General features: G+C 42.2%; 10 protein-coding genes and 1 pseudogene. 5 read left to right on the top strand and 6 right to left on the bottom strand.

Going from position 1 to position 15,431, the window contains the following annotated elements; all coding sequences use genetic code 11:
* Positions 1-4 precede the first annotated feature (4 nt).
* Together ACR5KR_RS27270 and ACR5KR_RS27265 are read right to left on the bottom strand one after the other, a co-directional pair.
* Entirely contained in the window at positions 5-1,465 is a 1,461-nt protein-coding gene (locus tag ACR5KR_RS27270) for a protein kinase domain-containing protein (RefSeq protein WP_448268646.1), read from the bottom strand.
* A gap of 165 nt (positions 1,466-1,630) precedes the next feature.
* Positions 1,631-1,957 carry a DUF4278 domain-containing protein gene (locus ACR5KR_RS27265; RefSeq protein WP_448268645.1) on the bottom strand — a complete coding sequence of 109 codons (327 nt, stop codon included), beginning with the start codon at positions 1,955-1,957 and terminating at the stop codon, positions 1,631-1,633.
* A 428-nt stretch (positions 1,958-2,385) separates the two neighbouring features.
* On the opposite strand from ACR5KR_RS27265, the gene ACR5KR_RS27260 reads away from it, so the two are divergent.
* Both ACR5KR_RS27260 and mltA read left to right on the top strand, forming a co-directional pair.
* A complete protein-coding gene (locus ACR5KR_RS27260; RefSeq protein ID WP_190728057.1) occupies positions 2,386-2,640 on the top strand; it encodes a hypothetical protein in 255 nt (84 codons plus the stop codon).
* A gap of 3 nt (positions 2,641-2,643) precedes the next feature.
* Entirely contained in the window at positions 2,644-3,903 is a 1,260-nt protein-coding gene (mltA, locus tag ACR5KR_RS27255; RefSeq protein WP_448270350.1) for a murein transglycosylase A, read from the top strand.
* Positions 3,904-4,059: 156 nt separating this feature from the next.
* Here the strand turns inward: mltA and ACR5KR_RS27250 are convergent, their stop codons facing one another.
* Positions 4,060-4,929: a DUF5895 domain-containing protein gene (locus ACR5KR_RS27250; RefSeq protein ID WP_448268644.1), complete on the bottom strand. Its 870-nt coding sequence runs from the start codon at positions 4,927-4,929 to the stop codon at positions 4,060-4,062.
* Positions 4,930-5,184: 255 nt separating this feature from the next.
* Positions 5,185-5,877: a haloacid dehalogenase type II gene (locus tag ACR5KR_RS27245; RefSeq protein ID WP_448268643.1), complete on the bottom strand. Its 693-nt coding sequence runs from the start codon at positions 5,875-5,877 to the stop codon at positions 5,185-5,187.
* Between the two features lie 492 nt (positions 5,878-6,369).
* On the opposite strand from ACR5KR_RS27245, the gene ACR5KR_RS27240 reads away from it, so the two are divergent.
* The 3 genes from ACR5KR_RS27240 (at position 6,370) to ACR5KR_RS27230 (ending at position 10,297) form a co-directional block, all read left to right on the top strand.
* Entirely contained in the window at positions 6,370-8,121 is a 1,752-nt protein-coding gene (locus ACR5KR_RS27240; protein ID WP_448268642.1) for a ScyA-related TPP-binding enzyme, read from the top strand.
* 16 nt (positions 8,122-8,137) lie between these two features.
* Positions 8,138-9,256, top strand: coding sequence for a 3-oxoacyl-ACP synthase III family protein (locus ACR5KR_RS27235; protein WP_448268641.1), 1,119 nt, complete (start codon positions 8,138-8,140; stop codon positions 9,254-9,256).
* Positions 9,257-9,322: 66 nt separating this feature from the next.
* A complete protein-coding gene (locus ACR5KR_RS27230; RefSeq protein ID WP_445628361.1) occupies positions 9,323-10,297 on the top strand; it encodes an SGNH/GDSL hydrolase family protein in 975 nt (324 codons plus the stop codon).
* A 123-nt stretch (positions 10,298-10,420) separates the two neighbouring features.
* On the opposite strand, the pseudogene ACR5KR_RS27225 reads toward ACR5KR_RS27230, so the two are convergent.
* Positions 10,421-11,333: pseudogene (locus ACR5KR_RS27225) on the bottom strand (IS982 family transposase).
* A gap of 167 nt (positions 11,334-11,500) precedes the next feature.
* Complete coding sequence (locus tag ACR5KR_RS27220; RefSeq protein ID WP_448268639.1) at positions 11,501-15,043, bottom strand: WD40 domain-containing protein; 3,543 nt, start codon at positions 15,041-15,043, stop codon at positions 11,501-11,503.
* Between the last annotated feature and the right edge of the window lie 388 nt (positions 15,044-15,431).

Below are 15,431 nucleotides of genomic sequence, written 5' to 3'. Positions count from 1 at the left end.
AAAATCAAGAAAGTAAGCGTTGCTCAAATTGCAAAGCTTTTTGACGTTCGGGAATTTGCGATGCTAAAATTTTCACAAATTCTGCACGAGAGATTTGTCCAGCAGATTTCATAGCTTTTTGCACTAGAAACTTAGCTATCGGGCCAATTAAATTAGCCAACTCACGTTCGCACTCTTCCAGAAATTTTTCACTGATGACTTGAGATTCTTGGTTTGCTAAATTATTTGAGTTAATACCAGATGGATCGGATTTTACAGTAAGTTCTTGTAAGAGAGTAGGTTTTTCTAGTAGAAATGTTGTTTTCTTCTTAAAATCAGTTTGTTGATTTTCTCGAAGACGAAGGGCTAATTGACTAATTAATTCTTCCAAATTGGACGCTGATGCCGCAACTTGTCGTAGTAATCTTGAGGCGATGGGGCCGACAAATTCTAAAAGAATTGTTTCTAAGCGGTTGTAACTTTCCCCAGACAGAATAGAAGCAGTTGGATACCCAATTGAGTTTTGTTGAGTAAGCGAAGCTTGAGGCGGTTGTGTTAAATCTGGTAGTTGAAGCGATCGCGCTTCTACCTGATAATCTTGACGATAATATTCTTGCTGTTTGGGTGTCGAAGATGGTAGTTGAAGCGATCGCGCTTCTTTTCTAGGATCGAGATCCTTAAGCACGTGTAAAACTTCAGCCGCAGACTGATAGCGCTGTTTAAAGTGATGTAGCACCATTTTAGATAGCACAGATGCCAATTCAGAACTGACGTTAGCTTGATGCTGCCAAGAAATTTCTCCTGTCTCTGGGTCTTCTTCAAAGTTGATCGGATGTAACCCTGTCAGCGATTGTATACCAATAATGCCCAAGGAATAAATATCACTGTTGAGGCGGGGCTTACCTTGTCCCTGTTCTGTAGACATATATCCGGGAGTACCAATAATAATAGTAGCTCCCGTGTGCCCTGCAATTGTCAGCAGTTGAGTTTGGACTTGTTTAACAGCGCCAAAGTCAATCAGCACTAACTTACCGTCTTGTTGCCGCCTAATTATATTGTCCGGTTTGATATCTCGATGAATAACATTGTGGCTGTGAATAAATTGTAGAATATCCAAAACCTGTTGGAGTAGTTGAATGACTCGATCTTCTGGCCAACGTTGATTGGGGAATAGTTCCGCTTTCAGGGTATGTCCTTCAATGAACTCTTGCACCAAGAAGAACTCTTGGTTTTCTTCAAAATAGGCTAAAAGCCGAGGAATCTGGTCATGGTAGCCCAGTTTTTCTAGTGTTTCTGCCTCACTAGTAAATAGCCGTCTGGCAGTTTTGAGAAATTCAGGACTACGAGTGACGGGCTTAAGGTGTTTGACAACACATTTTGGGAAACCTGGTCGATGGGTATCTTGGGCTATGTAGGTTTGACCGAATCCCCCTCCACCTAATATCTGGAGGACTTGGTAACGTCCGTCTAATAATTGTCCTAACATTGTGTTACAAACCTTAATTCCTCAAATTAATCTTGACACAACTACCAGCTTTGGTAAGGTTTGTTCAGACAGAAAGTAGGTAGTGGCAAAATTTCAAGCAAGGTCTTTTGAGGATTGCATTACAAGTTTATGACTGACTAAACTCCAGATCGGCTTGCAGGCATATTATTGTTGAAGCTTTAATAATTCCTCAGAAATCGCCAGTGTCTCAGCTTTTGAAGTAGTTGTTGGTTGAGAGACTAGGCTAACCTCTCCTAATTGAGTTTTATTGACAAAATAGGTTATTCCCCGAAAGCTCAATTTATAGGCTACTGGTGCTAGAGGAACTTCTGCCGATTTGGAATTTGGATCGACACAATAGTTAACACCACGGTACATCAAATTATAAGCTGGCCCAATTTGAGGAACTGGTTGAAACGGCTGTTCTGTTTTTTTGCTGCCAACTTTGCTTAAGTCGTATTCGTAGCTCAGACCACGATAGTAAAGTTTCATAATTTTCGCTTCCTGAATAACTGTTTTTCAATAATGCCAATGACTTATCAGAAGTTGATTGGAATGTTATGCAAGAGCTAATGTAAACTTACACTTTTTAAGGAACTGCTTAAAGGATTAAGCGTCTAGAGTGAAGAGTTATTGGGCATTGGGCATTAGGAGTGCTGTTAGCGATAGCGGGGGCGTTTAGCCCGTGCTGAGTTAAGAGTTAGGAGTTAACAGTAGAGACGCGATTAATCGCGTCTGTACAAGAGTTAGGAGTTTTGTTTATCTCCTTGTCCCCTTGTCCCCTTGTCCCCTTGTCCCCTTGTCTCCTTTGTCTCCCCTGCTCCTTCTCCCTGACTCCCAACCTCCCGTATGCTTACCCTTTTCATTCGGGGGTTACGTGGTTAACAATGGGTTGAATGTTTTTTAAATGATTCAACTTTATGGCTAGAACCGCAAATGAATATGCCGTATACCTCCTACTGGAAAGCGGCCACCGAGAAGAAGTACGTTTTCCTACTATTCAAGAGTTTCAGAAATGGTATAGCGGCGAACTTGTGCCAAAATCTGCTTCTAATGACTTTATTAGCGTACCGATCAAAAATATTCAAGGGGAATATATGGTAGTACGCCCTTCTCGGATTGTGGCAATCCGGGTAGAACCGATTTTTAGTTCTAGTGTTGAAAGATTCAACTAAATGATGAGAAAAACCCTTGCTTTGGTTTCCTTGAGTCTAGGAATTGCCCTCGTAAACCCTCTCTGGTCGGCTGTTGCTCAGGTTCCTAACTTACTGCCGTTGCCACTACCGACTGCTCCGGATCTTCCACCTATACCAATACCGATCGCTCCTGAGTTAACGCCGCCGCTAAAACCAATCACTATCGAAAGCGATTGTACACTCCGGCCGACTTGCTTGGGTTGGGATGAGCAAATTTGGAGTCAAAGAGGTAAAACAGGCGATCGCAAAGCGCTGTTGGCTTCCATTGATAACAGTTTGCTTTATCTAACAAAGGGTGATGCGATCGCAGCATATCAAAATTATCCAGTTCGGGAAATTACTCTCGATCGCGTCCGGAGGAGTTTGCTACGTTTCCGCCAACTGGTTGTCAGTTCTAAGTCACCAGCCCAACTACAAGCTGCTGTCAGTCGTGAGTTTGTCTTCTACCAATCTGTGGGCAACGATGGCAAGGGTACTGTTAAGTTCACTGCTTACTACGAACCTGTTTACACCGCTAGTCGTGTGAAAACTGCAATCTATAAGTATCCCATTTATCGGCTACCACCAGATTTTAGCCAATGGCCTAAACCTCACCCAAAACGAATTGATTTGGAAGGGAAAGATGGTTTAAAAGGAAATAAGAGCAAATTACGCGGTTTAGAATTGCTTTGGTTTCGCGATCGCCTAGACGCATACATGGTACATATCCAAGGTTCTGCCCAAATTAAATTAACCAATGGCAAAACAACATCAATTGGCTATGCAGGTGGAACTGATTACCCCTGGACTAGTATCGGCAAAGAACTGGCGAAAGATGGCAAACTTCCCCTGGAAGGATTGACAATGCCACGGATGATTGCTTATTTCCGGCAAAAACCCCAGGAGTTGAGCAATTATCTACCGCGCTGGGAACGATTTATTTTCTTCCAAGAAACTGGTGGTACCGGAGCTACAGGCAGTATTCATGTGCCAGTGACAGCAGAACGTTCTATTGCTACAGATAAGTCTCTCATGCCTCCAGGAGCGCTAGCGCTGATTTATAACTCATTTCCCTATCCTGCTGGTGGTGGCAAACTAGAGAACCGTACTGTTAGCCGCTTTGTACTTGACCAGGATACAGGAAGCGCCATCAAAGGCCCAGGCCGGGTAGATTATTTCATGGGGTCTGGTAAACTAGCGGGCGATCGCGCTGGTATCACAGGCGGTAATGGTTCATTATATTATTTGCTGCTCAAAGAATAGATATTGGGCATTGGGCATTGGGCATTGGGCATTGGGCATTAGTTATTCTCCTCTGCTCCTCTGCTCCTCTGCTCCTCTGCTCCCCTGCTCCCCTGCTTCCCCTGCCCCCTCATCCCCTCATCCCCTCATCCCCATTGTCCACTCCCCACTCCTCAGCTAATACGGCGGATAAGCAAAATCATCTTCATCAGCATAAACGTAAGAGTTGGAAACTCCTGCCATTGCCAATTTAGGGGTTTCTGATTTTACAGGTTCCTTGCCAAAATCTTTGTATTCTTCAAAAGTCTTACAAATCATTGCAGACTCCAGAGCATCGGAAGCAATTAAATATTGCGTTAAAGTCCTTACGGTGGGATGTTTATAGTCCACAGTTGAAGCTACCAAAACTGTATTTGGTTCAATTCCTCTTTCTTCACACTCAACGATCGGACAAAAAATCCCGTGAGCGTGGAACAAAGGCCCTTTTGGTGTCAAAGGTTGCTTGCGGTAGATAGCATAAGCTTTTTCTAGTTCAGCAACGAATCCACCTACTACTCTGCCTTGTTGATATTCGCAGTAGGTTTTGCTGAAACTCGCTCCGGCTGCACCATTGAGAGTTAGTTGTAGCGGTGATTCATGTAAAAACTTTTTATTTTCACCCACTATAAAAATTAGATAGCGAGTAAAGGTTTTAAATTTAAGTTTGTCGGCTAAAAAAGCATCATAATTATCTTTGAGCGTACCCAGTTTTAGGCCACTTTCCCGGTCTTTAACAGACAATGGCCCCCGGCGCACTATGACCAAGCGTGGAGTAGCGCTAATAAAGACTGTTTCTACTCCAGAGCTAAATTCATGCTCAACTTGCTGCCAGTTATCATCTGGTACAAAGCCGACAGCATTGGCATTATCCAGCTTAATCGCCAAACCGTGAGATTGTATACCATCTGTGCCATACCGAGGATTAATCATCTGACACCAGGGAAGGACTTGCGAAGGCGGTGCATTGAATTTCTCGTCTTCAAAGTCAAAATTAGCAGATGCTTTCATCGTTTTAGGCTATCAAAGTGTTTTATTGAACAAGGCGATCGGCAGGGCGCACAGGAAAGTCAAGCCAGTTATATGCTGTGGTTCCCAAAGTTTAAGAACATTAAACTGACGTAGTATTTTTTCTAGAGTAAGACAGAATCAATCTATGTTGCAATCTCTGTTTAGTTTTTTAACAACAAATTCTTTCTTTGGCATCTCTCTATCTAAATACGCTCTACTTTTTGTTCCTCTCGTGGTTAAATTCAAATCAGCAAATTACTGTAAACTTAAAGCCGCGAGAGTCTTCAAATCAGGCACTTCTAAATCAGGTTGAGTGACTGCTGGTAAACTCGCACTAACCCCTTGCTCTGCTCGACGATTTACCCAGACTGTTGATAATCCTAGAGATTTGGCTGTCACTATATCATGATATACACTAGCAGCAACGTGTAATATCTGCTCTAGCGGCAAATCAATTCTCTCAATAGCCAGTCTGAAGTTGTTGAAGGCAGGTTTGTAGCTTTTTGCCTGTTCTGCTGTGATTACCTCGTCAAACTCCACCTCCAAGTGCTTTGCCGAGAAAGCAAAGAGATCGTCATCTACATTTGAGATAATTATCAGCCTAAACTTTTGCTTTAAAGTTCTAAGTGCCTCAACTGTATCGGGGAAAGGCAGCCAATGCTGAATCGAATCGGCAAGTGAATTTAGTTCGTCAGCAGTTGGCTCAAAGCCAAATCGTTCACCAAATTTCTGGACTACTCTTTGCAAAACTTCTCGATATTTGATATATTCTCCAATTTCGATTTCTGCTTCAAATTCAGCAAAAATATCAAGAATTTGCTCGTTATCCAAATTAGTGTTGTGTGTCAGCAGAAGTGGCCTTAGCACCCCTAAGATGCCATTTTCCCAATCAATTAGGGTTCCGTAACAATCGAAAGTTAAAGCCTTATACTGATTTAATTCAATCACTTTTTTATACTCCAGAGCTTGATTAATAGCGTTCAGTTTTCACAAACCAAAAGACGGGTGAAATCATCCGTGTTGGCGCAGGGGGCATTTCTCTACGAGACGCTTTGCGTAGCTTGCCCGCAGGGGTACGACAAAGCTACTTCGGCTGCGCGGTAGTTGAATCTCGACTTCGCTCGATTACCGCGCAGTCGAAACTCAGTACAAGTCAGTGACCACCGCAGGCATCGCCACATCCACTGTTCTTGAAGTCTCTGAACATTTTTATTTTTTCTATATCAGGGTAACGCGGAACTTATAGGTTGCTCAAAGATTGACAAAGTGAACCGCCAAGGTCGTTTTACAGTTATACCTGCGTTGGAGAGCATTGCTCGCCAAAGTTGTATTGGCATTATCCAAACAAATTTATATTACATTGATAATACAATATTACTAAGTTGTAGGTGTGGGATAATAGTTATTCCAAAAAGGAAATTATTCCTAAGTATAATTTGTATGGATGTGAAATTTCAGGATACACAAGCGAATACCACTAAACAATTAAACTCAAGTAAACAGCCATCTAATAGCAAGCCATCCGATACTTTTTCGGTAGCGGAGGCAGTGGTAAAAATTCTGGAAGATATGGGAGTGCAGTATGCCTTTGGTGTTTCGGGAGGTGCGATCGCCCCAGTATGGGCTGCGCTACACCAAAGTTCCATCCAGGTGCTGCACTTTCGCCATGAAGCCGGAGCAGCTTTTGCAGCCATTGAGGCATATTTTGCTAGCGATCGCCCAGTTGTGGTATTCACTACCACGGGGCCAGGAATCACCAACGCTTTGACAGGGCTATTAGCTGCTCGTTGGGAAGGTGCTAAGGTGATTCTGATCTCAGCTTCAACTTCAGCGCCACAGCGTGGCCGGTGGGCTTGCCAAGAAACTAGCACCTACACAATGCCTAGCGCCGGAATTTTTACTTCCGGGCAAATATTCCATTATGCAACCACTCTCGAATCCAGCGATGAACTCACAGAAGTTTCTCGAAGGCTTGCTCTTGGACTAGGACAACCAGGAGGATTCGTAGCTCATATAAGTATTCCTACAAATATCCAGACAACTTTACTAAAGACATTATTGCCACGAGTAACTCTATCTCACGATGGGGCAACAGCAACTGAGGAAACAATTGCCGAATGTGTCCGATTATTATCTGAGGAACCGTTTGCCATCTGGGTAGGTTTCGGGGCACGGGGTGCTGCAAAAGAGATTCGCCACCTAGCCGAGAGAACAGGAGCTGCGGTGATGTGTTCACCACGGGGCAAAGGTATTTTTCCTGAGGATCATCCTCAGTTTGTAGGTGTCACTGGTTTCGGTGGGCATGAGTCGGTTTTGAGGTATATGCAGGAGTACGGTCCTTTACGAACATTAGTTTTAGGAACACGTTTGGGTGAACTGACTTCGTTTTGGAACCCCATGATGGCTCCTCGGAAAGGCTTTTTACATGTTGATATAGACCCGCAAGTACCAGGAACCGCGTATCCATCTGTCGAAATTTTTGCCGTCCATTCTGATGTGAGAGTATTTGTCAAAGCATTACTGAAGTACTTTCCCGATCGTCCTGGCATATCAAAACTCCCGTCATTGGCATTAAAGACCGATGTAATTTATCCACTTACTGACGAGAAAGTGCGGCCAGATGTGCTGATGAATATGATTCAACAGGTGATTGTCGAACAGAGCAATGCAGTTGTCATGACCGAGGTCGGGAACTCGTTGGTTTGGGCAATTCACCTGCTGCGATTTGCCAAACCTTCTCGTTTCCGAATCAGCACAGGCTTCGGGTCTATGGGACATTTTGTGACTGGTGTCGTGGGTGCCGCCTTAGCAGGGAATGGCAAGGTGGTTGCGATTGTCGGGGATGGTGCTATGCTCATGAACAGCGAGATAAACACTGCGGTAGAATACCAAATTCCGGCTGTCTGGATTGTACTCAACGACGGGCGCTACAATATGTGCGAACAGGGAATGACGTATTTGGGCTTCAACGGTATAGATGCAAAAATTCCCCAAGCAGATTTCGTCAAAATTGCTCAGGGTATGGGAGCTGATGGTATCCGTGTTCAAAGCGAGTCCAACATTCAAGCGGCGCTAGAGAAAGCTATGGCATCGCCTCGTCCGTTTGTTATTGATGTACTCATTGAACCTACTAGTTCTGCACCAATAGGAAGCCGTCTCGACAGTCTAATTTCGCAAGGCGCTACGAATTAGTGAGAGGAAATTAGTTATGGTGAATCAACCAGTAGGTATTCGGGCGATCGCACTGAGCTTTCCCAGCATTAGACGTACTAATGATTACTACAGGCAAAAATACCCTGAGTTAATTGCTCAGGCAGAGCAAAAAAGTTTGGCGAGGATGTTTTCGCTCGCAGGCTCAACTCCCAGCAACGAGTTTGACTTAGAAATGATGCCATATCTGTCAGACCCATTTCGTGGTACTGTTGAGCGATGGGTACTTGGTACTGGCGAGTCATCACTGACGTTAGAAGAGCGGGCTGCAAGGGATGCCCTCGAAGCCGCTAGGCTTTCTCCCAAAGATGTCGATCTAATGATTGTCGCTTCTGTATGGCCCGAACAAATCGGGTTGGGCGATGCAGCTTTCCTTGCCCGTAAACTTAATCTAGGGGGTGCCGCATGGAATCTTGATGCAACATGCGGCAGTACACCTATTGCGCTTCAAACCGCCTGTGCCTTGGTACGAGCAGGAGAGTACCGCAATGTTTTGGTAGTTATTTCATGCACATACTCTCGCTTTTTCGACGAGGATGATACCATGTCATGGTTCCTTAGTGATGGTGCCGGAGCTTTCGTAGTTGGTTCATTAGAATTGAATCAGGGAATCCTTGGCACAAAGACCATTCATGCCGGTGAGTTGTGTAATGTCGTTTTTCCCAAACTTACAACGGACGCACAAGGCAATCCACAGCTTCGCATGAAGCTATGCAAGGAAGCCAACAAGGTAACTCGCGAAACCGCTGTGGGGTTTCTCCGTACATGCTGTGAGGGTGCGATCGCCGCAGCCAGTGTGACACTCGAGCAAATCGACTTTTTTATTTTCAATACATCTACTGCTTGGTTTGCCAGCTTCTGCATACGCGTACTGGGCATTGATCCAGAACGGACGATCGATCTCTATTCTCAATATGCAAATATTGGGCCAGTACTTACTGTCGCCAATATGTACTATGCTGCCAAATTGGGCAAGATTCGCGAAAATGACTTGGTTCTCGTTTATGGCTTCGGTGCAGCCGGTGCTATTTCTGCGAACGTGATGCGCTGGGGCAATGTAGCGCTAAGTCCTGACCCTCTTGAAAGCTCTAAATCAGCAAGCAAAAGAAAGCTCTAAACATTCGAGCGAAGTTTCTTTTTAAAGACATGTTTGCAAGGTTGAAACTAGATTAAGGAATTAGCTGTGCAAAGACAAATTATAACAATAGGATTTTTGCTATTATCTTTGATATTTCCACTCAAAGTATTAGCAAAAGATTATGACAACATTTACGTCTTTGGAGACAGCTTTTCTGATACTGGTAATGTATTTAATGCCACTAACGGAATCATTCCTCCAAGCCCAACCTACTCTAATGGGCGTTTTTCTAATGGCCCAATTTGGGTTGATTATCTTGCCTCTGATCTAGGATTAACATTAAATCTGAAAAATAACTTTGCTTTTGGTGGTGCGACGACAGGAACTAAGAACATTGGTATACCTAGCTTACCAGGATTACAGCAACAGATAAATAACTTTGTAGCAGGACAAACTGCTGATTCTAATGCTCTATATATTATTTGGGCTGGTACTAATGACTACCTAAGTTACTTTTTCGGTGGTGTTCCCAACCCTACCAATACTGGGGGAAATTTATCAGCAGCGTTGACATCACTTGTTACTGATGGCGCTAGAGATATCATGGTGGTCAACTTGCCAGATTTAGGAAAATTGCCTTTTGCAAATTTCGATAGTCAACGTTCCAACTTATTTAATACATTCAGCAGCACACATAACTCTACCTTAAACACGACACTCAAATCTTTAAAGCAACAATTAAGTCCCGATATCAACATTATAGAACTAAATGTTAATTCCCTATTTGATAGGATTATTGCGACTCCAGATGAATTCGGTTTTACAAACGTGACCAACTCTTGTATTAGCAAAGACTTATCAGTAGTACCCATAGATGTTCCCACACAACAAGTTTTATGTAACCCTGAAAAATTTGTGTTTTGGGACGAAGTTCATCCTACAACTGCTACTCATAAGCTAATTGGAGAATTAGCTTTCTCAGCACTTGAGCCAGTGCCTGAACCATCTGCTGGATTAGGGATATTAGCATACAGCGTTTTAGGTGCAGTTTCGCTACTGAAACGCAAAATCCCCAACTGATAGTGTTCGCGCAGCCTGTCGTAGAGAGCGTCTTGATTATGACACCTTAGCAGACCGTCTCCGGCTCTGCTCCTGAATTCAGAATAGCCGAATTCTTCTTCAATTAACGTGAGTTCGACGGAACTAAAAAATGGCAGGAGGTAGCGCAGGCAAATCTTTTGGGTAAATATCAATTGAAGGTTTTTTAGGCAAATAGGTATAAGCAGCTAAACCAGCCATCAAATTCACCAAAAAATTAAATGGACTACGATGGCGAGAGTGTTCGATTTGACATATATTTTTCAGATGGTCATTGACGGACTCAATCACAGCACGTTTGCGTAACAGAATTTTATCAATCAGTTTTACCAAGCGATTTTTCATTTTCTTTTTAGATTTTGTGATTAATTGCAACCCTCGTTCATATAACTCCTCAAATAATTTTTGAGAGATGTAACCTCTGTCACCAAAGAGTTTACCAATTAAATCTTTAGTCATATCTGGGACTGGTTTTCGGTCATTGATATTTGCTGGAGTTAGTGAAAATGCGAGTAATTCTCCACAATCATTAATAATCAAATGCAGTTTAAATCCAAAGTGCCAGCCCACAGAATTTTTGCCCCATTTCACCAACCCTTTAAATACCTTGTGAGAATGCGCTCGACAGTTGTGACAAACATCTATTGGGGTGGAATCGATAAAACTAATCCCTGTAATTTCTCCTGTTCGTGTATGCAAAAAACAACACAGCAACATTAAACACCAAGGCATGAGTTCCACAAATCTTGTGTAACTGACCAAATTTGGAAACACTCCACGCCAGCTTTGTAGTACGTGCAACGTATAAAATTCCTTAAAAGTCTTATAACCACTGCCATGAAACGCGATTACTATTGTCATCACTTCCGATAAATGCATCCTGGACTGACTGCGACGTTCTCATGGGTGTGGATGGTAACTGTGGTACTTGTTGCCATAAGCTTTGCCACTGATTGCAGAAATCATCCACATCCCAGAAGATTTGCGTGATATCAAGGCGAGATACAATGGTGGACATAGCCGAGACCCTTATTTTTCTTAGATATTTTTAGTCTCGGCATTTTTTTGTGATTTTTTGGCTAATCCTCAATTAATCTTAGCGATCGCTGCCGTGAATAACCTTGTTTTGCAAATCTATACATCGCAAGCTTTTTACCTTTTTATAACCGTCGAACTCACGTTCAATTAATACTCAACTGCTCCTAAAGCTTTTAAAGTATCCTTCTGAGACTCAGTTAACCCAGTTATGCTAGTGATATTCATTCCCTCATAAGGGCTTTTGCTTCTCAAAGTTTTCAAGCATGCACCTGTTTCTACATCCCAAACTTTAATTGTCTCATCTTCACTGCAACTGACCACACTTTGACCATTGGGACTAAAGCCAACTGACCAAACCCACCTAGTATGTCCAGATAAAGTCCTTAAGCAATTACCTGTGTCAACATCCCAAAGCTTCACTGTTTGGTCGCCACTACCACTAGCTAGTATGCAACCATCTGCACTGAAAGCAACTGAGTATACGCTATTAGTATGCCCTTGCAAAGTTCCAAGGCAGCCACCAGTGCTAACATCCCACAGTTTTATAGTTTGGTCTCCGCTACCGCTAGCTAGAGTGGAACCATCCGCACTGAAGGTGACTGAATATATCCAGTCAGTATGACCTTGCAGAGTCTGAAGGCATCTACCAGTATGAACATCCCAGAGTTTCACTGTTCGGTCATGACTCCCACTGGCTAATATATGACTGTTAGGGCTAAAGGCGACTGACCATGTTCTACCGCTATGTTCTCGTAGAGTATTAAGACATTGACCAGTGCTAACATCCCAGACCATTACTGTTTGGTCATCGCTACCACTGGCAATAAAATGACTATCAGCACTGAAAGTGACTGATGTAACTCGATTAGTATGTCCCCTCAAAATTTTTAGACACTTACCAGTATTAAGATCCCATAGCCTTAAGGTTCGGTCTTCGCTGCCACTAACAATAAAATGATTATCGGCACTGAAAGTGACTGATGTAACTCGATTCGTATGCCCTCTCAAAATTTTTAGACATTTACCAGTTGTAATATCCCACAGTGTCACTGTTTGGTCATAACTACCACTAGCAATAATCTTACCGTCTGGGCTGACAACGACTGACCATATCCCATTGTTGAAACTTTGCAAAGTTTTAATACATCTACCAGTGCTGATATTCCATAACTTTACCGTTTGGTCATCACTGCTACTGGCACAAATATTTTGATTTATACATATTGCTAAAGACCATATCCTACTTCTATGTCCTTGTAGAGTTTTAAGGCATTCACCAGTATCGAAATCCCATACCTTAACTGTTTGGTCATCACCGCAACTAATAAGAGCATTACCATCTAGACTGAAGGTAACTGAATGTACTAAGTCAGTATGCCCCTGCAAAGTTTTAAAACATTGAGCAGTACTGATGTCCCAAAGTTTCACTGTTTGGTCATGGCTGCCACTAGCTAGTGTATTACCGTCAGGGCTAAAAGCGACTGAGTATACCCTCTGAGTGTGACCCTCTAAGATGTAAATACATGAACTGCTGTTAATATCCCACAGCCTCATTGTATAATCATCATTTCCACTTGCCAATATGTAATCTTTTGGACTGAAGGCAACAGACCATATACTACAACCAACTTCTTGTAAGGTTTTTACACATTTGCCTGTAGTGGTATTCCATAGCTTCACTGTTTGGTCATCACTGCCACTAGCAATAACCTGACTGTCGGGACTAAAAGTGACTGAACGAACCCCACCACTATGACCCTTTAAAGTTTTGAAACACTCACCAGTACTAGTATCCCACAGCTTTATTGTTTGGTCATTACTGCCACTAGCAAGAACCTGACCGTCGGGACTAAAGGAGACTGACCAAACCCAACCAGCATGACCCTTACAAGTCAGAAGTTGCTGACTATTTGCAACTTCGTACAAGCGAATTTCTCCATTGGTATCACCAGTAGCTAAAAGTTTACCATTAGGGCTGAAGGCTACTGAAAAAATACCACCAAAGGTTTCAACAAAAACGCACTTAGCTAGATGGGCGTGAGCAAAATTTGCATTATATAACTTGACGTTTTGCAGGTCGGCTTGCCAAATAGTTAGATAAGAAAAATCATAACCGCTAAGATCGGTTTCTAAATCAGAAAGTAGGTTAAAAACATTTCCTGCCGTATAACTTTGTTCTAGAGGGGATATATCTCGTAGGGTTGTTAAAATTTGAGCTAAGTGATTTTCTAGGTTTTTTTTACTTCTAAAGACAGTAAGCAACCCATTTATAACTGGTTTGACGATCAGGCGAATTTGAGTATCTCTAACATATTCTTTTGCTGTCGCTTTTATCAAAGCTTTGCTTGTGAATACATCAAGATTCTGAGTGATAATCTCCTCACATACGATTTCTATAAAGCTACTAGTCACATACTCCATGACAACAGGCTGGAGAGTAAAAAGCGATCCAGTTTTTTCAATGAGCGTAGGCGTAGCCTTCTCGATTAGCGATCGCCTTCCTAAAGATTCTACAGCCTCTAGTAATTTTGCTTGCGGTACTTGTGATATAATATCGTCTCGCAATTCTGGAAGCGTCATTGGCTCACGATTAATCGCTAGCCAATACATTATTTCCTTTTCTAAATCTGACAAGCGCTCAAACTGCTGCTCTAAGATATCGCGAATGTCTCCAAAAACAGCTGTGTCTTGTTGTAAAAAGTCAGTAATATTACCATCAAAGATATGTTGAATGGTTGTGGCAACTATCTTTAAAGCTAATGGATTGCCTGCGTAACGTTCAATCATTACTTTCCATTCATCTTCTGCCGCCGATAGTCCCTTGAGTTTTAAAATTTCTTGCCCTTCCGCCACCTTCAATCCACTCAGTGGCAATGAGCGAACAGGTAGTGCTTGTCCTTCCATAAATGCTATTTCTCTGGGTTTTTCACGACTAGTTAACACTAAGCAGCTTTGGTGAGTTGCTTCTCCTACCCGTCTTAAAAGCTCACCATATTCTTCATATCCTTCTCGATAAAGTCCAGCGCGGCTACCACTACGGAGAATTGATTCTGCATTATCAAGGAATACTAAACAGCGATAATTTTGTAAATAATAGAGTAGTCGCGATACCCGATCGCTAAAACTTTCTGGTAAGTTACTTTCTGTTTCCTGTTCGTCAGATAAAAATTGAATTAAGTTACCTAAAATAATTTTAACAGGTGGTGCTTCTCGTAGCGATCGCCAGATCACATACTCAAAGTTGTCCTGATTTTTTTGAGCAAACTTTACAGACAGTGCTGTTTTTCCAATACCTCCTATTCCCAAGAGTGCAACCAATTGGCAGTTCTCATTAAGAATCCATTGCTCTAATGTAATAAGTTCTTCTATACGCCCATAAAAAGCGGAGTTAAAGATAGCCTCTCCCCAATCTAGACGAGTATTTGAGCTTGAATAGTCACTTTTGTCTATTTTTAAATTAAAAACTGAAAAAAGCTTCTCAATAGTCTGTTTGTCAACTCCTCCTTCCCGATTCAATACTTTCGAGATGGTAGCGGAATATAAACCAGAACGTACACTCATTTCTTCAAGAGTATACCGATTTCCAAAATTTTCCTTTGCTTCTGATTGATGCTTTGCTTCTTTAATTTTTTGTAAACCCTTCGTAGTAAGTGCAACGCCACGCTTACGTCTCCAATTCTGTAAAGTCATGTATTAACTCACTGTTCGTTTAATCACTTTTTATTAAAAGGAATTATCTACTAGGTTGTTATAGATATAGGGTAATAGCCATAACAAACGAATAATCTCATGTTGCAGAAGATTCAAAATAGGCATATTACCAACATACCCAGTAATAAAAACTACCTTTGCATCCACTCATCTCGGTAATTCAACACCGCTTGCTCAACAGACTATCTGGACTGTAGGACATTGCTAACATCATCTTTTTAGCCGAAAGCTTCTTACATTTGGTAATGGCAGATTTATTACGTAGGGTATTAGTGATTTAATACCTCGTATTCTCAGTAATATTTTTGGGAGTAAAGCTTAAGTTCAATCTCAAAATCCCGATCTTCACTGGTAAATACAGCTCAAA

This window comes from Nostoc sp. DSM 114159, assembly GCF_053470285.1.
The sequence above is the reverse complement of the archived record's forward strand: the minus strand, read 5'-3'. Positions and strand labels throughout refer to the sequence as shown.

Bases quoted from the DNA above. Each gene is read 5' to 3' on its own strand.
- ACR5KR_RS27235 (WP_448268641.1), top strand. From the start codon at position 8,138: ATGGTGAATCAACCAGTAGGTATTCGGGCGATCGCACTGAGCTTTCCC.
- mltA (WP_448270350.1), top strand. From the start codon at position 2,644: ATGAGAAAAACCCTTGCTTTGGTTTCCTTGAGTCTAGGAATTGCCCTC.
- ACR5KR_RS27250 (WP_448268644.1), bottom strand. From the start codon at position 4,929: ATGAAAGCATCTGCTAATTTTGACTTTGAAGACGAGAAATTCAATGCA.
- ACR5KR_RS27240 (WP_448268642.1), top strand. From the start codon at position 6,370: ATGGATGTGAAATTTCAGGATACACAAGCGAATACCACTAAACAATTA.
- ACR5KR_RS27220 (WP_448268639.1), bottom strand. From the start codon at position 15,043: ATGACTTTACAGAATTGGAGACGTAAGCGTGGCGTTGCACTTACTACG.
- ACR5KR_RS27270 (WP_448268646.1), bottom strand. From the start codon at position 1,465: ATGTTAGGACAATTATTAGACGGACGTTACCAAGTCCTCCAGATATTA.
- ACR5KR_RS27260 (WP_190728057.1), top strand. From the start codon at position 2,386: ATGGCTAGAACCGCAAATGAATATGCCGTATACCTCCTACTGGAAAGC.
- ACR5KR_RS27265 (WP_448268645.1), bottom strand. From the start codon at position 1,957: ATGAAACTTTACTATCGTGGTCTGAGCTACGAATACGACTTAAGCAAA.